The organism is Vibrio qinghaiensis, from assembly GCF_002257545.1.
Taxonomy (GTDB): Bacteria; Pseudomonadota; Gammaproteobacteria; order Enterobacterales; family Vibrionaceae; genus Vibrio; species Vibrio ordalii.
The window spans coordinates 2,503,133-2,524,101 of the sequence record NZ_CP022741.1 but is presented as its reverse complement, the minus strand read 5'-3'; the positions used below and the strand labels follow the sequence as shown (position 1 = coordinate 2,524,101).

Annotated in this window: 17 protein-coding genes and 1 pseudogene; 15 read left to right on the top strand and 3 right to left on the bottom strand. The window is 45.1% G+C overall.

Annotated elements, in window-relative coordinates; translation table 11 throughout:
• Window positions 1-36 precede the first annotated feature (36 nt).
• Window positions 37-765 carry a redoxin family protein gene (locus CCZ37_RS11745; RefSeq protein WP_010317674.1) on the bottom strand — a complete coding sequence of 243 codons (729 nt, stop codon included), beginning with the start codon at window positions 763-765 and terminating at the stop codon, window positions 37-39.
• Between the two features lie 147 nt (window positions 766-912).
• On the opposite strand from CCZ37_RS11745, the gene oxyR reads away from it, so the two are divergent.
• A complete protein-coding gene (gene oxyR / locus CCZ37_RS11740; RefSeq protein ID WP_094500585.1) occupies window positions 913-1,803 on the top strand; it encodes a DNA-binding transcriptional regulator OxyR in 891 nt (296 codons plus the stop codon).
• Window positions 1,804-1,839: 36 nt separating this feature from the next.
• On the opposite strand, the gene CCZ37_RS11735 is transcribed toward oxyR, so the two are convergent.
• Window positions 1,840-4,338, bottom strand: coding sequence for a penicillin-binding protein 1A (locus CCZ37_RS11735; RefSeq protein WP_010317677.1), 2,499 nt, complete (start codon window positions 4,336-4,338; stop codon window positions 1,840-1,842).
• 149 nt (window positions 4,339-4,487) lie between these two features.
• Between CCZ37_RS11735 and pilM the strand changes: the two genes are divergently transcribed.
• From pilM to CCZ37_RS11665, 14 genes and pseudogenes are all read left to right on the top strand, one after another.
• The gene (gene pilM, locus CCZ37_RS11730) at window positions 4,488-5,498 is read left to right on the top strand and encodes a type IV pilus assembly protein PilM (protein WP_094500584.1); all 1,011 of its coding nucleotides are present in this window, start codon (window positions 4,488-4,490) and stop codon (window positions 5,496-5,498) included.
• On the top strand, window positions 5,488-6,090 hold the full coding sequence (locus tag CCZ37_RS11725; RefSeq protein WP_094500583.1) for a PilN domain-containing protein: 603 nt from the start codon (window positions 5,488-5,490) through the stop codon (window positions 6,088-6,090). The genes pilM and CCZ37_RS11725 overlap by 11 nt, the downstream gene beginning before the upstream one ends.
• Window positions 6,083-6,676: a type IV pilus inner membrane component PilO gene (locus CCZ37_RS11720; protein WP_094500582.1), complete on the top strand. Its 594-nt coding sequence runs from the start codon at window positions 6,083-6,085 to the stop codon at window positions 6,674-6,676. The genes CCZ37_RS11725 and CCZ37_RS11720 overlap by 8 nt, the downstream gene beginning before the upstream one ends.
• Entirely contained in the window at window positions 6,663-7,184 is a 522-nt protein-coding gene (locus CCZ37_RS11715; RefSeq protein ID WP_010317687.1) for a pilus assembly protein PilP, read from the top strand. The genes CCZ37_RS11720 and CCZ37_RS11715 overlap by 14 nt, the downstream gene beginning before the upstream one ends.
• 152 nt (window positions 7,185-7,336) lie before the next feature.
• Window positions 7,337-8,938 (top strand): annotated as a pseudogene (locus CCZ37_RS11710) (type IV pilus secretin PilQ); the annotation flags it as partial.
• Between the two features lie 186 nt (window positions 8,939-9,124).
• Window positions 9,125-9,646, top strand: a complete 522-nt coding sequence (gene aroK, locus CCZ37_RS11705; RefSeq protein ID WP_010317691.1) for a shikimate kinase AroK — start codon at window positions 9,125-9,127, stop codon at window positions 9,644-9,646.
• A gap of 24 nt (window positions 9,647-9,670) precedes the next feature.
• On the top strand, window positions 9,671-10,759 hold the full coding sequence (aroB, locus tag CCZ37_RS11700; protein ID WP_094500580.1) for a 3-dehydroquinate synthase: 1,089 nt from the start codon (window positions 9,671-9,673) through the stop codon (window positions 10,757-10,759).
• Between the two features lie 48 nt (window positions 10,760-10,807).
• A complete protein-coding gene (locus CCZ37_RS11695) occupies window positions 10,808-12,304 on the top strand; it encodes an AAA family ATPase (RefSeq protein WP_094500579.1) in 1,497 nt (498 codons plus the stop codon).
• A gap of 69 nt (window positions 12,305-12,373) precedes the next feature.
• Window positions 12,374-13,204 carry a Dam family site-specific DNA-(adenine-N6)-methyltransferase gene (locus CCZ37_RS11690; RefSeq protein ID WP_088729178.1) on the top strand — a complete coding sequence of 277 codons (831 nt, stop codon included), beginning with the start codon at window positions 12,374-12,376 and terminating at the stop codon, window positions 13,202-13,204.
• Window positions 13,205-13,316: 112 nt separating this feature from the next.
• A complete protein-coding gene (gene rpe / locus CCZ37_RS11685; RefSeq protein WP_010317698.1) occupies window positions 13,317-13,991 on the top strand; it encodes a ribulose-phosphate 3-epimerase in 675 nt (224 codons plus the stop codon).
• 99 nt (window positions 13,992-14,090) lie between these two features.
• Window positions 14,091-14,777 (top strand): phosphoglycolate phosphatase, encoded by a 687-nt coding sequence (locus CCZ37_RS11680; protein ID WP_094500578.1) that lies wholly within the window; start codon window positions 14,091-14,093, stop codon window positions 14,775-14,777.
• A gap of 155 nt (window positions 14,778-14,932) precedes the next feature.
• Window positions 14,933-15,949 (top strand): tryptophan--tRNA ligase, encoded by a 1,017-nt coding sequence (gene trpS / locus CCZ37_RS11675; RefSeq protein WP_010317701.1) that lies wholly within the window; start codon window positions 14,933-14,935, stop codon window positions 15,947-15,949.
• Window positions 15,950-16,104: 155 nt separating this feature from the next.
• Window positions 16,105-16,869 carry a substrate-binding periplasmic protein gene (locus tag CCZ37_RS11670; protein WP_094500577.1) on the top strand — a complete coding sequence of 255 codons (765 nt, stop codon included), beginning with the start codon at window positions 16,105-16,107 and terminating at the stop codon, window positions 16,867-16,869.
• A 306-nt stretch (window positions 16,870-17,175) separates the two neighbouring features.
• On the top strand, window positions 17,176-19,791 hold the full coding sequence (locus CCZ37_RS11665; protein WP_094500576.1) for an ExeM/NucH family extracellular endonuclease: 2,616 nt from the start codon (window positions 17,176-17,178) through the stop codon (window positions 19,789-19,791).
• 44 nt (window positions 19,792-19,835) lie between these two features.
• Here CCZ37_RS11665 and CCZ37_RS11660 read toward each other — a convergent pair whose 3' ends face one another.
• A complete protein-coding gene (locus CCZ37_RS11660) occupies window positions 19,836-20,726 on the bottom strand; it encodes a LysR family transcriptional regulator (protein WP_094500575.1) in 891 nt (296 codons plus the stop codon).
• Window positions 20,727-20,969 lie beyond the last annotated feature (243 nt).

Genomic DNA, 20,969 nt, shown 5'->3' with positions numbered 1-20,969 from the left:
GGATGCCCTAGGAAGATTTCCCTAGGGCAGGCGTGATTAGCCTAGGTAAGCTTCCAGTTCTTCGCTGCCACCAATGTGTTTACCGCCGATGAATACTTGCGGAACAGTGGTGCGACCTGTGATTGCACGCAGGCTGACGGTAGTTGCATCTTTACCTAGTACCACTTCTTCATATTGAAGGCCGTGATCAATCAAGTGCTGTTTGGCTTTAGTGCAGAATGGGCAACCTGGTTTAGTAAATACGGTCACCGATTCTTGTGTTTTATAAGTCGGAGCAATGTATTTCAACATGGTATCAGCATCTGATACTTTGAACGGGTCACCCGGTTCATCAGCTTCGATAAACATTTTTTCGATGATGCCGTCTTTGACTAGCATGCTGTAACGCCATGAACGCTTACCAAAACCGATTTGGCTTTTATCAACTAGCATACCCATACCGTCAGTAAATTCGCCATTACCATCAGGAATGAAAGTAATATTTTCTGCTTCTTGGTCTGCTTTCCAAGAATTCATTACAAAGGTATCGTTCACTGAAACACATAGGATGTCATCAACGCCATGCTCTTTAAAGACAGGGAACAGTTCGTTGTAACGTGGCAAGTGGCTTGATGAGCAGGTTGGGGTGAAAGCACCTGGCAAGCTAAATACGATGACAGTTTTACCTTTGAATAATTGATCTGTTGTGATGTTAACCCATGCATCACCTTGGCGAGTAGGGAAAGTGACTTGTGGTACCGCTTGGCCTTCTTTAGATACTAACATTCTATTTTCCTTGTGATTTTTCTAAGTTTCATTATTCGTTAAAGAGCCGTTGCTCTCATTTGTTGGAGCCATTATGGAAGAAAACCTTTGATAGCTCCAATCGTTTGATGCTATGGTTTTGATAGGTAAGCTCTATTGAGGTTAAAGATGAACATTCGTGATTTTGAGTACTTAGTATCATTAGCTGAACATAAACATTTTCGTAAAGCAGCAGAAGCTTGTTTTGTGAGCCAGCCAACGCTCAGTGGCCAGATCCGCAAACTTGAGGATGAACTGGGAACGGTATTATTAGAACGCAGTAGCCGCCGAGTGTTGTTCACCGATTCTGGCTTGCAATTGGTCGATCAGGCCAAACGTATTTTAAGTGAAGTCAAAACCTTCAAAGATATGGCCAGCGGTCAGGGCGGCTCGATGAGTGGTCCTATCCATATTGGATTCATTCCAACCTTAGGCCCCTACCTTTTGCCACGTATTGTGCCCTTTTTAAAAGAGCAATTTCCTGAGCTGGAGCTCTATTTACATGAAGCTCAAACCCAGCAATTGGTGCGTCAGCTTGAGGATGGGAAACTTGACTGCTTGGTGCTAGCCTCTGTTGTTGAAACGGCTCATTTCAAAGAGATTGATCTGTATGACGAAGCTTTGAGTATTGCAGTGCCAAGCGCACATGAGTGGGCCAATAGAAATGAAGTAGAGATGCTTGAGCTAAGAGGACGTACTGTACTGGCATTAGGCGATGGTCATTGTTTGCGCGATCAAGCCTTGGGCTTCTGTTTTGCGGCAGGCGCAAAAGATGACGAGCGTTTTAAAGCGACCAGTTTAGAGACGCTGCGTAATATGGTCGCAGCGGGTGGGGGAATTACCCTGTTACCAGAGCTCTCTTTACCAGATGTCAAAGAGAAGGATGGCGTTTGTTACCTTAAAGCGGTCAACCCACAACCTTCACGCCGCTTAGTATTAGCTTATCGGCCGGGATCGCCGCTGAGACAGCGTTTTGAGCAGTTGGCTCAGGCAATCAAAACTAAGCTAAATGAGAAATAAAAAAAGAGGCTAAATTTAGCCTCTTTTTATTGAGCTTTAGAACAGCTCTTCACCTGTAGGTGAAGAGTAGATGTTGTCAGAGACACTCTCTGCGACGTACTCGGTTGGCTCTGTACCTTGAATGAAGTATTCAAACATCGAACTTGAGTCAAACTTAGTGGTTAATAAGCCAGTATCGATATCGATTCTAACCCGCACAATATTCGCTGGAATGGGTTTGTCTTGCGCTGGCACATCGACCAGTACTTGACGCATAAAATCAATCCAAGCCGGTTGTGCCGTTTTCGCGCCAGCTTCCGCACCGGATACACCGTCGTCATCTACGTTGCTGTTTTCAGTGGTCTTACCTAAGTTACGGTTATGATCATCAAACCCGACCCAAGCAATAGCGACCATGCCCGGTGCATAACCGTTGTACCACGCATCTTTGGAATCATTGGTCGTTCCTGTTTTACCACCAATATCACGACGCCCCAGCTTTTGTGCACGCCAGCCTGTACCATTCCAACCCGTTCCTTCACGCCAATTTCCGCCACCCCAAATATTGCTGTACATCATCTCTCGGACAAGAAATGCGTTTTGTTCCGAAATTACTTGTGGAGCATAGTGCGATGCAACATCTTGCTCATCGAACTCATTTGTGTCTGGGGTGCATTGCTGTTGGCAAACGACTTTTGGTGTGGCTTGATACTCAAGTTTGCCAAAGGGATCTTCAACTTTGCTGATGTAATAGGGTTCAACATAATAGCCGCCGTTGGCAAACACAGAATAACCTTGCGCCATCTTAACCGGCGTTAAGCTTCCTGCACCTAAGGCAATGGTTTCTGAACGTGGCACTTGGTCAATATTAAAACCAAATCGAGTGAGATACTCACGTGTTTCATCCAGACCAACAGCGCGTAGCACTCTCACCGCCATCACGTTTTTAGACTGAGCCAAGCCAATGCGCAGACGCGTAGGGCCAATATAAGTCGGTGGTGAGTTTTTAGGACGCCATGCAGTGCCTTGGCTTTGGTCCCATTGGTTAATCGGCGCATCATTAATCAGCGTCGCTAAGGTCATGCCTTGATCGATGGCGGCTGAGTAGATAAAGGGCTTAATACTTGAGCCCACTTGTCGCACCGATTGTGTTGCACGGTTAAACTTGTTGTGTACAAAGTTAAAGCCGCCAACCAGCGCCAATACTGCACCGTTGTCTGGGTTCATGGTGACAAAGGCAGTGTTGGCATTGGGGACTTGGCTTAAGAACCACAGTGGTACTTCGTCAGTGGTATTGCCATCGTTATGCTCAGCGCGCTTACGAACCCAAATTTGTTCACCAGCCGCTAATATCTCAGTCGCTTTATTCGGTACTGGGCCTTGTCGAGAATCGGTTAAGAAACGGCGAGCCCAGCTCATACCCTGCCAATCAATAGTTTGGGTCCCTTTATTTTTCACCCAAACCGTCGCCGATTGGTTGTTTACGTTAGTAACGACGGCTGGCAATAAATCTCCATAAGTCGGCTCATTATTTAAGTGCTCGGCCAGTTGCTGTTCATTGAATGGTGTTTGACCTTCTTTCCAAACCACTTTTTCTGCGCCGCGATAGCCATGACGCTCATCATAGGCGAGTAGGTTATTGATTGCAGCTTTACTTGCGGCTTGCTGCTGTTTGGAATCTACCGTTGTGGTGACAATCATTCCAGAGGTATAAGCGGCTTCTTCACCATAGCGTTCCACCATCCATGCACGGGCGATTTCTGCTACATAAGGCGCACTGAGTTCAATTTCAGCGCCGTGATATTTAGACATCAGCGGTTCAGAGCGAGCTTGCGTATATTGCGCTGGGGTAATGTATTTCTCATCGAGCATTCTCTGTAGTACCACGTTACGGCGGCTAGTGGCGCGCTCTAGAGAATAGATAGGGTTCATGGTCGAAGGCGCTTTTGGTAGGCCAGCTATCAGTGCGATCTCGCTCAGCGTTAAGTCCTGTACTTCTTTACCAAAGTAGACTTGAGCTGCGGCTCCAATCCCATAAGAGCGATAACCGAGATAAATTTTATTGAGGTAAAGCTCTAGGATTTCTTTTTTCGTCAGCAATTGTTCGATATGGATAGCGATAAAAATCTCTTTGATTTTTCGCATGATTTTCTTCTCATTAGAGAGATAGAAGTTACGAGCAAGCTGCTGAGTAATGGTACTTGCACCTTGTTTAGCGCTACCAGAGGCGATAACCGCAACCGCCGCTCGCGTGATACCAATCGGGTCAAAGCCATAATGCTCGTAAAAGCGGCTATCTTCGGTGGCGATAATTGCTTCGATAAGTTCAGACGGGATCTCTTCAATGCGCAGCGGAACTCGGCGCTTTTCTCCAAATTGGGCGATGAGCTTGCCATCTTGACTGTAGACCTGCATCGGTGTCTGCAATTGTACATCACGTAAAGTCGCTACATCGGGGAGGTCTGGCTTCACGTAAAAATAGAAGCCAAATACCGTCGTGACTCCAAGAATAATGCAAATCAATGAAAGTAATAACAATCGCTTTATGAACTTCACCGGATAATCCCTGTTTAGTTAAGGCTGCCCTTATGCAAACCCTTGTACTCTAGGCTAAAAATTTAGCTCTAAAAATAAATTGTGGCTTATTTAACCTCAAAATAAGCAAATCGAGCTAAGCCTAAGCAGCGTTACTGGAGCTAAGCCGTATGGGTAAATCATTGGTTACGGGTATAGATATTGGCCACTATAGTATTAAAGCGGTGGTATTAAAGCCAGCAGGTGATTCATATACACTGATTGGCTGTAAAGAACTACTTATTACAGAGGATATATTCTCTGATAACCACACGCTGGATTATCAGAAAATTGTAAAGAAACTCAAAGAACTAAGAAAGGGTTTACCACTATTTAGTCACAAAGTCGCCATATCGGTACCGGACAATGCGGTAATAAGTAAGGTATTACAGATAGATAGTGACCTGCAGGCGCCTGAAAAAGAGTTTGCTATTTATCAGGCATTTTCTCATCAGTCACCGTTCCCGATGGAAGAGCTGAGTCTCGATTTCGTCAAAGTGATGAAAAAAAGCGTAAGTCGCAGTAGTACCGTAAGTTATCAAGTTTACGCCACCCGCAAAGACGTCGTGGAAAGCCGCGCGTTAGCGGCGCAAAAAGCGGGCTTTTTACCGATCGCGGTTGATGTGCAAATACACAGTTTGTTAAACATTTGGCAGTTGGCGAGCAGGGCACAGCATCGCAGCGATTGGATGCTCATGGATGTGGGCCATACCCAAACGGCGCTCTGTATTGATTTTACTGATAAAGCCCCTTTTCATAAAGAAATCCCTCTCGGTTGTCAGTGGTTGTCCCAAGACCGTGTGATGTCGGGCACCAATGCCGAATTAGCTGATAAAAACGAGCGCTTTGTGCATGAGTTGATCGAGCGACTTCAACGTCAGTTGCAGCTTTTCACCTCCGTCAATGGCGCGGGCAGTTTAGCAGGCATTTGGCTCTCAGGTGGTGGCGCAGATACTCCGATGTTGGCGCAAGAGATCTCGCGGCGTCTCAAGCTTGAGTGCGAGATTCTCGATCCTTTCCTTCTGTTTAACAATAAGTTAGCGAAACGCCAGCAGGGTGAGCTGTCTGGGCAGAGTTTTAGCACCGCAGCGGGTCTTGCACTGCGTGGTATCGAGTGGTTGGAGTCTTCTCATGTTGCATAGCATTAACTTACTGCCTTGGCGAGAGGAACAAAGAGCGGCGCATAAGCGTCGTTTTATGGGCTTGGTCGTCTTAGGTGTGATGAGCGCTGTTGGTATTCAATGGGGTATCGGTTTGTATTTCTCTGGGCAAGCACAGCAGCAAGAGTCTCGTCTGGCTTATTTGAATCAATACATTCAGCGGCTTGATAAACAGATCAATGCATTAAAAATAACGGAACAAGAACACAAGGCACTATTAACTCGCTTGTCGGTCGTCGAGTCATTGCAAAGCCAACGCAATAAAACCACCGAGTTGATGAACCTGATGCCACAGCTTATGCCTGAAGGAGTCTACGTCGATAAGATCAAAATGAATGGTGAAGAAATTGAAATCACCGGCATCAGTGACAGCACTGCGCGTCTTGCGACCATGCTCGATAATTTTGAAAAATCAGCCTTACTTTCCGATGTCAACATGCACTCTATCGTGCATGGTAATAAGCGATTTGGTAAGGATTTTCAGACGTTTAAAGTGTCATTTATGTTTCATTCCCCGACACCACAGGGCGCTGCGCTAACCAAGATTCGGCCTACAGGAGCTGTTCATGACTAGTTTTCAAGATCTTGATATGGATGAAATGGCTGAATGGCCGTTGCTGCCTCAACTGTTGGTTATTGTGTTGTTGATGCTGATTATTCAAGGTGTTGGCGCGTGGTTCTACCTGATGCCTCAAAATGAGCAATTGCAGAACTTAAAACAGCAAGAAGAGGTGCTGAAATCGACCTTACGGATTAAAGCCAGCAAAGCCGCCACCTTACCCCAGTTGCAAGCTCAACTGGATGAATTAACCGAACGTTATGACTTTTTATTACGCCAATTACCCGTGCAAAAAGAGCTCGCAAGCATGCTCGCATCGGTCAATGAACTAGGGCTAGATAACGCGTTAACCTTTACACGTATTGATTGGGGAGAGAAACAGAATAAAGAGTTTCTGTATCGTTTGCCGCTCAATATCGAATTGACCGGTAATTACCACGACATTGGTGATTTTTCAGAGGCGATCGCGAAATTGCCCCGCATCATTAATTTCGATGATGTTGACTGGCAACGGGTTAGCCAGGAAAGCAGTACGTTACATTTTAGGGTGCGCGCTTATACCTATCAATTCAAGAAAGAGGTGGACGATGAAGCACAATAATCTGCTGCTGATGGTGCTGTGTATTACCAGCGTATTGGTTGGTTGTAAGGCGAATCAAGATCCATTGAAAGTTTATGTAGAGCGGGTCGAGGGGCAAGCACGCAAAGACGTCGCCAAATTAAAACCCATTATTCAGTTTCAAGTTACTCATTATGCGCAACATGAATCCCGCGAACCTTTTGTGTTGCCTAAAGAAGCGATTGTACAAAATCAGCCTGTAGTGAAGGCCGACTGCTGGCAGCCTCCGGCTCGCAGTAAAAATGGCCAGCTAGAGCGCTATCCGCTTAATCAACTGCGATTAAAAGGCGTGATGAGTAGCGGGGGCGGGGTATCGGCATTAGTACAAACGCCTCAAGGCAAGGTCGTTAACGTGAAAGCGGGACAATATTTAGGTTTGAATCACGGCAAAGTTACTCGAGTTGATTCCAATTACCTGCTGATCAATGAAACCTTGCCAGACGGCTTAGGTTGTTGGAATCAACGAAACGTCAAATTGGCTCTGAAATAGAATTTGAATTTAGAGAAATCACTATGATTAAAGGACGACAGACACAAATGACTATGGTATTTCGGAGCCTCTTATTTGGCTTATTATTGAGTGTTGCAGGGCTAAGTGTTGCAGGGGTAAGTGTGGCGACAGAAACCGCGCAGACCAACGAGCTTAAAGGCATCGACTTTCGAGTCAATAAAAACAAAGATGCGGTATTGATTGTTGAACTCGCATCACCCTCGACGGTAGTTAATGTGCAGAAAGTGGCTGACGGTTTACAAATTGAACTGCTTAAGACGGATGTCTCCAATGAGAAACTGTATGTCTTGGATGTCAAAGATTTTGCAACCGTTGTTGAGAGTATCGAGGTATTGCGCAAAGAGCCAAGTACACAGTTACTGGCGACCATTCATGGCGAGTTTAAGTATGATTACAGCTTGAAAGGGAAATACCTTGAGGTGGTGATTGGCAAACTGAAAGAACAAGAAAAACCTAAGCCGAAGAGCATTCTTGAGAAAGAGGGCAAGCTCATCTCGATTAATTTTCAAGATATTCCTGTGCGAAATGTTTTGCAGCTTATCGCAGATTATAACGCGTTTAACCTAGTCGTCTCAGATTCGGTCACTGGTAACTTGACGCTACGGCTTGATGGCGTGCCTTGGCAGCAAGTGCTCGATATCATTTTGCAAGTCAAGGGATTGGATAAGCGTGTTGACGGCAATGTGATTTTAGTGGCACCTAAAGAAGAGATGGATTTACGTGAAAAGCAGCAACTTGAAAAGGCACGTTTGGCTGAAGAGTTGGGCGATCTTCGTTCTGAAATCATCAAAATTAATTTTGCTAAGGCGTCTGATATTGCGCAGATGATTGGTGGTGAAGGGGCCGTTAGTATGTTGTCTGAGCGAGGTTCCATCAGTATCGACGAGCGAACCAACTCACTACTGATCCGCGAATTGGCGGAGAATATTGTGGTGATACGCCAAATTGTTGAATCACTCGATATTCCGGTTAAACAGGTGCAAATTGAAGCGCGTATTGTTACGGTTAATGAAGGGAATTTGGATGAGCTTGGCGTACGCTGGGGCTTTACCTCGACCAATGGCAACAACACCGTAGGCGGAAGTATTGAAAGTAATTTATTCCAAGTGGATAAGTCGGGAGAAAGTACATTGCCCGTTGATGATTTCCTTAACGTAAACTTAGCAGCGACCTCCGCTAATGCCTCAAGTATTGCCTTCCAAGTGGCTAAGTTGGGGTCGGATATGTTGTTGGATTTAGAGCTTTCAGCGCTGCAACGTGAGTCGAAAGCAGAGATCATTTCCAGCCCTCGTTTGATCACGACCAACAAGAAACCCGCTTACATCGAGCAGGGTACGGAGATCCCTTATCTGGAGTCTTCTTCCAGCGGCGCAACGACAGTCGCCTTCAAAAAAGCGGTGCTGAGTTTAAAAGTGACGCCGCAGATAACGCCGGATAATCGCTTAGTGTTAGATCTCAGTGTCACTCAAGACCGGCCTGGGGATATTGTAAAAACAGGGACGGGAGAAGCGGTTGCAATTAATACTCAGCGTATTGGCACTCAAGTATTGGTCAATAATGGAGAAACCGTGGTCCTTGGTGGAATATTCCAACATAGCGTCAACAATACGGTGGATAAGGTGCCATTACTTGGTGATTTGCCATTACTTGGTGCATTGTTCCGCCGTTCCTATGAACAAGTAGGCAAAAGTGAGCTGCTGATTTTCGTGACACCGAAAGTCGTCATTCAATAACTTACGGCTGATATTGCGATTGGTTAAAAAATAAAGTTGCATTAGTGGCACCATATCTAGATAATTTCGGGTCTTATCACGAATCATCTGTGAGGAATAGGTGCCACGAGCGTCTTAACGGTCAGTATTATACTGGCTAATCTTGTGGCGATGTCATTGAATTAACGTTGTAAATTACTGCTAAACATGGCTGAGAAACGCAATATTTTCCTTGTTGGCCCAATGGGCGCCGGCAAAAGTACAATTGGTAGACATCTTGCTCAACAACTGCATATGGAGTTTTTAGACTCAGATACAGTCATTGAAGAGCGTACAGGCGCAGATATCGCATGGGTATTTGACGTCGAAGGTGAAGAGGGCTTCCGTAAACGTGAGGAAGCTGTAATTAATGACCTAACCGAGAAACAAGGTATTGTACTCGCAACAGGCGGTGGTTCTGTTAAGAGTAAAGAAAACCGTAATCGTTTATCTGCTCGTGGTATTGTGGTCTACCTTGAAACGACGATTGAAAAACAACTTGCACGCACGAACCGTGACAAAAAACGACCATTGCTTCAAACAGACAATCCACGTGAAGTCTTAGAATGTTTGGCCGATGAACGTAACGATCTTTACGCTGAGATCGCTGATTTTACGGTTCGTACTGACGATCAAGGTGCAAAAGTGGTAGCCAACGAGATCGTAAAAATGCTAGAAGAACATTCCTAAGTTCTTTATTTTGGAGTGCAAACCATGGAACGGATTACGGTCAGTTTAGATGAGCGTAGCTACCCAATCTCAATTGGCGCCGGATTATTTAATGATCCGGCCCTCCTTTCTTTCTTATCGGCCAAACAAAAAGTCGTCGTTATCAGTAATGTGACGGTCGCGCCTTTGTACGCGGATAAAATCTTCGCCCTTCTTGCACCGCATGCTTGTAACGTCTCCTTGCTTGAACTGCCAGATGGCGAACAATATAAAACTTTAGATACATTTAATATGGTGATGAGTTACCTGCTGGAAGGTAATTACAGCCGTGATGTGGTGATCATCGCTTTAGGTGGTGGTGTGATTGGTGATTTAGTTGGATTCGCCGCAGCCTGTTATCAGCGCGGAGTCGATTTTATCCAAATACCGACCACGCTGCTTTCGCAAGTGGACTCCTCCGTTGGCGGTAAAACCGCAGTCAATCATGCTTTAGGTAAAAACATGATTGGTGCATTTTATCAGCCGAAAGCCGTCATTATTGATACTGAATGTTTGGCGACTTTACCAGCGCGAGAATTTGCCGCTGGTATGGCGGAAGTGATCAAATATGGCATCATTTACGATCATGATTTCTTTGTCTGGCTGGAAGAGAATCTCGATAAACTCTATGCCTTAGATGAGCAAGCGCTAAGTTATGCCATCGCTCGCTGCTGTCAAATTAAAGCCGATGTGGTCGCTCAAGATGAAAAAGAGTCGGGAATTCGCGCGTTGTTGAACCTAGGTCATACATTTGGTCATGCGATTGAAGCGCAGCTCGGGTATGGTAATTGGCTACACGGTGAAGCGGTTTCTGCCGGAACTGTGATGGCCGCTAAAACGGCGCAGTTACAAGGTTTAATTAACGATCAGCAAGTTGAGCGGATTGTTTCTATACTCAAAAGAGCAAATTTACCGATTCATACGCCCGAAAGCATGTCGTTTTCTGACTTTATGCAACACATGATGCGTGATAAAAAAGTGCTTTCAGGCGAACTACGTTTGGTGCTACCAACCAGTATTGGTACATCACAAGTAGTGAAAGGTGTACCCGAAGCGGTCATTGAACAAGCGATTGACTTCTGCCGTACCCTGTAAATCTTCATTGATACTAATTTGACAGTTGTCTGTCAGTAGGACGGCCTAATGAGTTTGGCGAATGAATTACGTATATTGGAATTAGATTCGCAAGTCGAGCTACTTGAGCGTTTGCAATTATTGACCAATTTTGGCTCAAATGTCATTACTGTTGGTGGTGGATTAGGTTTTGGTAAATCTTGGTTAGCACAGCGTTATTTAGAAGCGTGGGCCGAAGATAAAAACCAATCGCTGTTGCTGTGTCATCCCAATCAAGATGACCAGCAGCGTCGAGCGACCATTCTTACCCAAATCGTTTCAGGCCCGTTATTTAATCCTCACGATACACTTTCTGACAGCTTAGCTCGTCTACTTGATGGTGGCGGTTGTGATGTGGTGATAGTTGTCGATGACGCTCATTTACTCTCCGAAACCTTAGTGTCCGAGCTATGGATGCTGGTATTAGAAGCACAAGCCAATCCATTGTGGACCATCAATGTCGTATTATTTGCACAAGCCAATAGCCTTGATGCTTTGCTGACCCGTTTAAGCTATGGACAAGAGCATAAACCTGTAGAGCTAGAGATTGAAGCGCTGAGCAATGAAGAAGCGGATCGCTTTTTTGAAAATCTGGTCATGCGTTATGTACCCGATGAGATGGAGCGCCGCGTACGCAACGCTTACAAAAAGGTGAAACGCGTGCCTGGGGAAATCATGGCATTAGGAGAGCAGAAAATGGAAAAAAGGATCATCATCCGTTCGATTATCGGTTCTCCTGTGCAGATCGCTGCCTTGGTTTTACTGCTTCTGCTCATCATTGGTGGTGGTTACTGGTGGCTATTTACCCAACCCTCACCCGATGAGCAAGCGTCGCAAATTACAGGCACACTCGAGCAGACGGTAATCCCGACGCTAGGGGATGCCGCTGCACCAACAGTCAATACACTTGATGATTCAGCAACTGACACCACCAATAGTGGGAAGGTGCTTGCGAAAAGTGACCCGAGTTATTTAGGTGCTGAAGATGATTCCAGTTCGTTACCACCCGATGTGATGGAAAATTCAGAGAGCGTGGGCATAATTGACAGCGATCAGCAACGAGTGGTGATTGAGTCTGATGTTGTGGATGCGCTTTTGGAAGGCAATTCGACCAAAGCCGATACGTCACTGAGTAATAATGCACTAGTTGATGCACAAAACCGCACCGCGCAAACTGTGCCAGTAAGTGAGGCTGCCACTGCTGCTGCGCCAACGAAAATCACCTTCTCCTTTGCAAGAGAAGAACTCAAAGCCTTCTCGCCACGCAGCTATACTTTGCAATTAGCGGCGGTCAGTACCCTTAGTGAAGCGCAAAATTTTCTTAATACCTACGCGCTACAAGAGAAGGTGCGTATTTATCCGACAGCACGCAATGATGTGGAGTGGTACATCATCACCTATGGTAATTATCCAACCATCCAGTTAGCACGTGATGCCGTTGAAACCTTACCGAAAGCGTTGCAATTGCAAGGCCCTTGGGCCAAATCACTCAGCCAAGTACAGCGAGAGATTGATCGTGCGAAATAACGCTGAGCTTGACGCAAAAATATGTTACATTCCGCAGCCTTATTTCGTGGTTGAAAGATAGAGCAGTAAATGAAGAAGCAGCGTGCCTTTCTTAAATGGGCTGGTGGTAAGTATGGCCTAGTCGAAGAGATTCAACGTCACCTGCCGCCAGCGCGTAAACTGGTTGAACCCTTTGTTGGTGCTGGCTCTGTGTTCCTCAATACTGATTTTGAACAGTATTTGTTGGCCGATATCAATCCTGATCTCATCAACTTGTACAACCTGATTAAAGATCAACCTGAACTGTACATCACCGAATCTAAGCGTTGGTTCACGGCCGATAACAACCGTAAAGAAGCGTATCTCGATATTCGTAAAGAGTTCAATAAAACCGATGATGTACTGTATCGATCATTGGCGTTTTTATACATGAACCGTTTTGGTTTTAATGGTTTATGTCGCTACAACAAAAAAGGCGGTTTCAATGTGCCTTTTGGTTCCTACAAAAAGCCTTATTTCCCGCAAGCAGAATTGGAGTTTTTTGCCGAGAAAGCCAAGAAAGCGACCTTTATTTGCGAAGGATACGAAGAGACGTTTCGTCGTGCTCGCAAGGGCTGTGTTGTCTATTGCGATCCGCCATACGCGCCACTCTCTACTACCGCCAATTTTACTTCTTATTCTGGTAATGGCTTTTCATTGGATGATCAAGCCTCATTGGCCGATGTCGCTGAAAAAGCCGCCAATGATCGTGGCATACCAGTGCTGATTTCCAATCATGACACTAAGTTAACGCGCCGTTTGTATCATGGTGCAGAACTTAACGTGGTCAAGGTTAAGCGCACCATTAGCCGTAATGGGGCAGGGCGCAACAAAGTAGATGAGTTGTTGGCGCTGTTCAATACAGCGGAATGCGAAGATTAACATTTCTCCGTTAAATCGGGTGTCGCGCTAGGATATCTTGGTCAGCTTAGGTAGAATTGTGGGCGAATTTTGTTCATCACGCATTTGCACTCACTAGCCTAAGAGGTCAGGTATGAAAGATTTCCTAATTGCCCCATCTATACTCTCAGCAGATTTTGCTCGTCTTGGCGAAGATGTTGAGAAAGTGCTTGCCGCTGGGGCAGACGTTGTCCATTTTGATGTAATGGATAACCACTACGTTCCCAACTTGACCTTTGGTGCTCCGATTTGTAAGGCGCTGCGTGACTATGGTGTTACGGCGCCAATTGATGTCCACTTAATGGTTAAACCAGTTGATCGCATCATTCCTGATTTTGCCAAGGCAGGGGCTTCGATGATCACTTTTCATGTGGAAGCTTCTGATCACGTTGATCGCACATTGCAATTGATCAAAGAGCACGGATGCCAAGCGGGTGTAGTGCTCAACCCAGCTACGCCACTTGCGCATCTCGAATTTATCATGGATAAAGTGGACCTCATTTTGCTGATGTCGGTTAACCCTGGTTTTGGTGGACAATCTTTTATTCCGCATACGTTGGATAAACTGCGCGCGGTGCGTCAATTGATTGAGCAATCGGGTCGTCATATCCGCCTTGAAATTGATGGTGGAGTCAAAGTCGATAACATTCGTGAAATTGCGCAAGCAGGCGCAGATATGTTTGTCGCAGGCTCGGCTATTTTTGGCCAACCGAATTACCAAACTGTGATTGATGAGATGCGCGCAGAATTAGCCAAAGTGACGCGCTAAGCAAAAATACTCACTACAACAACGTCAATCATTACTAAGTTACATACTCATGACGCAACAAGGGGTTTTGTGCTCCTTGTCTATTATTCGGAAGTTAAGATGTCTTTAAGCTCAATTAAATTAATCGCCTTTGATCTCGATGGTACCTTGCTCGACAGCGTGCCAGATTTAGCCGTAGCCGCTGATCAAACGGTGCAATCGTTAGGCTATTCATCGGTATCAGAAATGCAAGTGCGTGATTACGTCGGCAATGGTGCAGATGTGCTGATCGCTCGCTCACTTAGCCAAAGTTTAACCATCAACCCTGATCTTAGCGATGAGATCAAAGCCACCGCTCGTGAGCGTTTTGATGAATTTTATGCCCAAACGGGCCATAAACTGAGCCATTTATATCCCCAAGTGAAAGAAACCTTAGCGCAGCTACACAGCGCTGGGTTCAGATTAGCTTTGGTGACCAATAAACCGTCTAAGTTTGTACCTGACGTATTGGTACAACATGGTATTGAGCACTTATTTACTGATGTGATTGGTGGTGATACTTTCCCGATCAAAAAACCTGATCCAATAGCGCTTAACTGGCTATTGGATAAACATCAACTAACGGCTAAGGAAATGTTGATGGTTGGGGATTCGAAAAACGATATTTTAGCGGCTAAAAATGCGGGTTGTTATTCGTTTGGTTTGACTTATGGCTACAATCACGGTGAGCCCATTTCAGCTTCCAACCCTGATTACGTGGCGGACTGTATCGACCAATTGCTTGATGTGTTGCGAGTTTCAGCATAAAAGTTCACACAATGCGCTAGTAAAATACTCGTCAATGAGTACACTGCATAAACCGCGTTATCGCTAAATCAAGTATCACTTAGCGAATGAGCGCGGTTTTTTTTCACAGACATTTTCAGTCTTATCTCATTTTAAGTAGCAAGGAAATCATCCCTATGAGCAAACCCATTGTATTGAGTGGTGTTCAACCGTCAGGTGAACTAAGTATCGGTAACTATTTGGGTGCTCTACGTCAATGGCAACAGATGCAAGATGACTATGATTGTCAATACTGCGTGGTTGACCTGCATGCGATCACGGTTCGTCAAGATCCGAAAGCACTGCATGAAGCCACGCTAGATGCATTGTCAATCTGTCTTGCAGTTGGTGTTGACCCTAAAAAGAGCACGCTATTTGTTCAGTCACACGTACCAGAGCATGCTCAATTGGGTTGGCTTCTCAACTGCTACACGCAGATGGGTGAATTGAGCCGCATGACTCAGTTCAAAGACAAATCAGCACGTTATGCGAACGATGTGAATGCGGGCTTATTCGGTTATCCTGTGTTGATGGCGGCCGATATTCTACTTTATGGCGCGCACCAAGTACCCGTGGGCAGTGACCAAAAGCAGCACTTAGAGCTTGCGCGCGATATCGCGACTCGTTTTAACAATATCTATAGTCCTGAAAAGCCGATCTTCACCATTCCAGAGCCTTACATTCCGCAAGTGAACGCGCGAGTAATGAGCCTGCAAGATGCGACGAAGAAGATGTCTAAGTCAGATGATAACCGTAAGAACGTCATCACTTTGCTGGAAGATCCAAAGTCGATTATCAAGAAGGTTAATAAGGCTCAGACAGATACTGAAACGCCACCACGCATCGCTTTTGATACCGAAAATAAAGCGGGTATCTCCAACTTGATGAGTTTGTACTCTGCAGCGACAGGCAAAAGCTTTGCTGAGATCGAAGCGCAATATCAAGGTGTTGAGATGTACGGTCCTTTCAAGAAAGATGTTGGCGAAGCGCTGGTTGCCATGCTGGAGCCGGTACAAGCTGAATACGCGCGCATTCGACAAGATCGCGCGTATCTTGATTCAGTAATGAAAGCGGGTGCAGAAAAAGCCTCGGCTCGCGCTGCGATCACCTTGAAAAAAGCATTTAAAGCGGTAGGGTTTGTCGAGCGTCCTTAGTTTTTTCTGCGACAATCTAACTCTTTTCTCATTAAATAAAGCTAGGTTTTCCTAGCTTTATTTTTTACTTCTGCTTAATAAAATTTGATCTTTCTCTTTGTATTGTAGGCTTAGGTCTACACTTTAAATCATAACCATGATGATGAGTTTTGAACATGAGACGACTGCTGTTATTAGGATTGATGTTCATCTGTAGTGCCGCCGCCGCAGAGCCAGTTCGTATTTGTGTTGGTGATGTGAATGTTTGGCCGCCATTTACCTATTGGCAGGGGAGTTCGCATCAAGAAAAAACCGATTCCTTAACTGGCTCAGCGACAACGCTGGTGTTGGACGCATTAAAATCTCATAACATCGATTACCAGTTTTATTTTATGCCTTGGGCGCGAGTCCAGCATGAACTGAAACAAGAGCGAGGTCGCTGTGATCTGACATGGGATGCAAGTTATCGCGCAGAAAGGGCTGAGTACAGCTATTTTTCGGTCCCGCTTTATACGATTCAACTCGGTTATTTTACGCTGCCAGACAATCATGAAGATTTAAAAGACCCATCCGTTGATGGCGTATTATGCGGAGTTAATGGCTTTAATTATGAGAATTTTGCACTGTCTAGAGAACCCTCTCTCTATTTAAATTCCGTACAGCAAGCGCTGAATATGCTGCAAAAAGAGCGCTGTGACTGGTTTGTGAGTGAAATTGAACCCATTTATGGTGGAATTCAGTTGGGTCTATATCAAATTAATCGGCCAATCGTTCACCATTTGCTCGCTAAAAACAAGCCGTACCACGTGCAAGTTCGTCGCAGTTTAGAAAATTCGATGCCGCTGCTAAATCAGCTCAATGACTACTTTCTCGATGCGCAAAAAACCGGTCGCGCCCAGGCGGTCTTTGATCGCTACCTCTCTTTTAGCCAATCACAATAATCAAACTAAGGTGTTTGCCGTGTACGGAGCACCTTGTTTGCCTTTCTTTTTAGAAAAATAAGACTGTTCACCTCACGGCAATATCACTGTCGAAAACCCCCTTTACCTTCTTTGTTGAAAGTTTGCGCTTAGTTCAAGTATTTGCTCTAGCTATGCGATGTTGATCTCGATATGAATGGTGAATGTTTTTATCTTTCATTTAAAAACACAACACTGTACGCGCAAATGGAACCAATCCCCTTTATAAACGTGATTTACAACACCTTGCTTACCACTTCGGTTACAGAGCAGGGAAAGAGGTGAACAATGGAATCGACACGAATTAAACCCTTTGGCCGAACATTACTCGCTGCGGCGATAAGCTCCACATTGGCTGTATCAGTTCAAGCTGAGATTATTATTTCTCAGTATGTAGAAGGCAGCAGCTTCAATAAGGCGATCGAAATTGCTAACACTAGTAATGTATCCGTCAGTTTAGACAATTTCATTTTAGCGAAATCAAGCAACGGCGGTGGTAACTGGGATACACAGTTGCCCCTGACTGGGCGAGTGATTGCCGCGAATGATGTGTTAGTGATTTCTCATGCCAACGCCAATAGTGCTATCCAAGCAGTGAGCGATGAAAATAATGGCTCAGTAATTAATTTTAACGGTGATGATCCGGTGGCACTGCTAAACAGTGATGGTAGCGTGCATGATGTGTTGGGAGTGATGGGCGGCATTAACTGGGGCAAGGACACCACTTTAGTGCGTAATAGCGATAGCCTTATGCCCTCAGCGGCTTATCAAGCTGCTCAGTGGAGCGCGTTAGGCAAGGATAACATTGATGGGTTAGGCGCACTCGATGCCGTAGAGCCACCGGCTGAGTTTACCTGTACTCAAGAGGGATCTGAGCCCACCTTTACTTCTATTCAAGCCATTCAAGGCGAAGGGCAAAGCTCTCCTTTTATTAGTGGTTACCCTTACATCACCGACCAAGAATATTTTGTCAAAGGTGTCGTGAGTGCCATTACCACAGGGTTGACGAAAGGTTTTTATCTGCAAGCGTTGGAAGATGATTACAACTTAAATACCTCTGAAGGTTTGTTTGTTTTTACCGATCAATCAAGCTCAAGTTTAAAACCGGGGGATGTGGTTTGTGTGAAAGGTAAAGTACAGGAGTATTACAACCTCACACAGCTTAAAGTCGAAAACAAGCAATGGCTAAAACAAGGTGAGCAAGAGGCTCCACAAGCGACCGCGATAGAGATTTTGCCTACCGATGAGAACTTTGAGCACACATTAGAGCGTTATGAAGGCATGTTGGTAAAAACCACCCCAGAGCTGGATATGCGTGTGACGCGTACCTTTGGTTATGACTATGCTTCTCGTCGCAATAACATGGTGTTAGCGCAAGGTCGTATTAACATGCAGCCGAACCAGCTATTCGCTGCGGGCTCTGAGCAAGCCAAACAGCAGAGCGTGGAAAACGCGCAGCGCCGCTTGTTTATTGAATCCGATGCGAAAGCCACCGATGGCCAAATTCCGTACTACCCAGAGTTTGGTCGCAGTGATATTGATCAAAATGGTTCAACAGAAGATTACATCCGCATCGATGACAGCATCATAGGTTTAGAAGGTGTGCTCTCATACGGTTACAACGAATATCGTCTGATTGTGACTAATTCGCTCAGCCAAGAGAATTTCGTACGCAATGATCCCCGCAGCGAGAAACCGGATATCGATGAAGGCGATCTGCGCATTGCCACATTCAACGTGCTTAACTATTTTAACTCGCCGTTTGGCGGTGATGCAAATCAGCATGGCGGTAATCGTGGTGCTAATAACCTTGCAGAATTTGAACTGCAGCAAGCGAAGATCGTCAATGCGATTGTACGTTTGGATGCCGATATTGTCGGTTTGATGGAAATTGAGAATAACGGTTTCGGTGCAGGGGCGGCAATTGCGCAATTGGTCAATCAGATCAACAGCCAGATCTCGGATAAGAAAAAGCATTACCGTTTTGTCGCGATTGACTCAAATAATGATGGTGTGACCGATGAACTTGATTCTATTGGCACGGATGTGATCACCACAGGAGTGATTTACCGTGAAAAAGTGGTGAAGTTGACAGAAAATCGTGTAATTCCAATGCCAAGCCAACAAGCACCAGAAGTGTTGGATGACAAAGGCAAAGTGATTGAAGATGGTAAAAATTACCAGCGTGACACGCTTGCACCGACCTTCAAAGTTAAAGGTGGCAATGAGAAAATTACCGTCGCGGTTAACCATCTAAAATCCAAAGGCTCGGCATGTTGGGAAGATGCCGCACCAGTTGAACAAGGTGGGCAAGGTGGCAAAGATATTGATTTTCAAGGTGCATGTGAACACTTTCGTGTCGCAGCTGCGGTCGCTTTAGGTGAAGCGTTACAAAAAATCAAAGGGCATAAAGTCATTTTGGGTGATATGAACTCTTACGGTATGGAAGACCCGATGCTCGTATTGACGGACTACAGCCCAGAGAAGTATGGCAAAACCATCCGTGCGGCACGCAATACTTACCTTGCAGGTACTCCTCAATTTGGTGATGATGGCGCGTTGATTACTCACAATTATGGGTACTTTAACGCTGTGGCGATGAAACACCCAGAGAGCTGGAGTTACTCATTTAATGATGAAGTTGGCGCATTGGATCATTTGCTGGTCAGCAAAAGTTTGAAAGGCAAAGTGGTGGATGCGACTGATTGGCACATCAACGGCGGTGAATCGACACTGTTTGATTACAACGGTGAGTTCAAAGGTGATTTACCGAAATATCAAGATCATTTTCGCGCATCTGATCATGATCCTGCCGTGTTAGAACTGAATATTTACGGCGGGTCATTCGGCCTAGGAGCACTCTTCTCATTACTCGGTTTTGGTATGTGGCGACGTCGTCGTTAAGGCTTAAAGTGCGCCCCGTTAACTGACGGGGCGTTTTATTTTACTCAAGCTCTAATTTTTTCAATTAAATAATCAATAAATAGCCGCACTCGCGGCGCAAGATGATGGCGGCTAGGATAAAGAATATTCATAGTGTTATCTGATAGGTAATAATCTGGAAAAAGCCTAACGAGGTTAGGATCATTGATTTCGTCAGCGAGAAAATTGGCAATTAAACCGATTCCCATACCTTGCTGTACCATCGACATCGCACCAATGGGCGCATTGCAGATGTGTTTAGGGCGGGTTTTGATGTCGCATCTCACTCCCTTTGGATTGATTAGCGTGACTTTATCTTGAGGAAGATTCAGCAAGGTTAATGCGACCCATGGGTGCTGCTCTAAATCTTCTAATTTCCTTAATAACGCTGCACTAGCTAAGTATTTTTTACTGGCGTATATCCCTATTTCAAAAGGCATTAATTCGCGGCCTATCATGGAGCAAGAAGTCAGTTCCCCCATTCTGATCAGCACATCTAATTGTGTCGCTACTGGATCTTGTAAACCATCGTCGAGTTGAATATCAAACAGCACATTGGGGTAACTTTCAGAAAATGTCGAAATCAACGGACTTAAAATATAGCTGCCGACATCAATGGTTGTACCAATCCGAATCACGCCTGCAACATCGTTAGACAAATGCTGGACGGCCCGTAGCGCGTCTTCTGCCAGCGGTAAGAGGCCATTGGTATATTGATAAAATGCTTGCCCTTCCGTCGTTAGGCTAACCTTACGGGTAGAGCGATGCAGTAAACGTACGTTAAGATGTGATTCTAGCAAACTAACTTGCTCGCTCACTTTTGATTTTGCTATGCCTAATGATTCACCGGCCGCGGTAAACGAGCCGTATTCAACCACTTTATTGAAAATGGCAATGCGTTTTAACTCACTCAACATAATTGTTCCCTTATTGGTAACCTTTCGTTCTTGTTTTGTTGTCTAGTCAACCTTTGTCATTCATCAAATAATGGCAGCTCTAATTAGAGAGATATAAACCATTTTGGTTTCTTTTGAACGTGGGCAAATAATAAATCTCTGCTAAATGATTTCACTATTGAGATATCTATTCCTAAATAAACTGGGATTAATGATCAAGTTTGCAATGTCAATCTTATAAATATCAATATTGTGTGAATATTT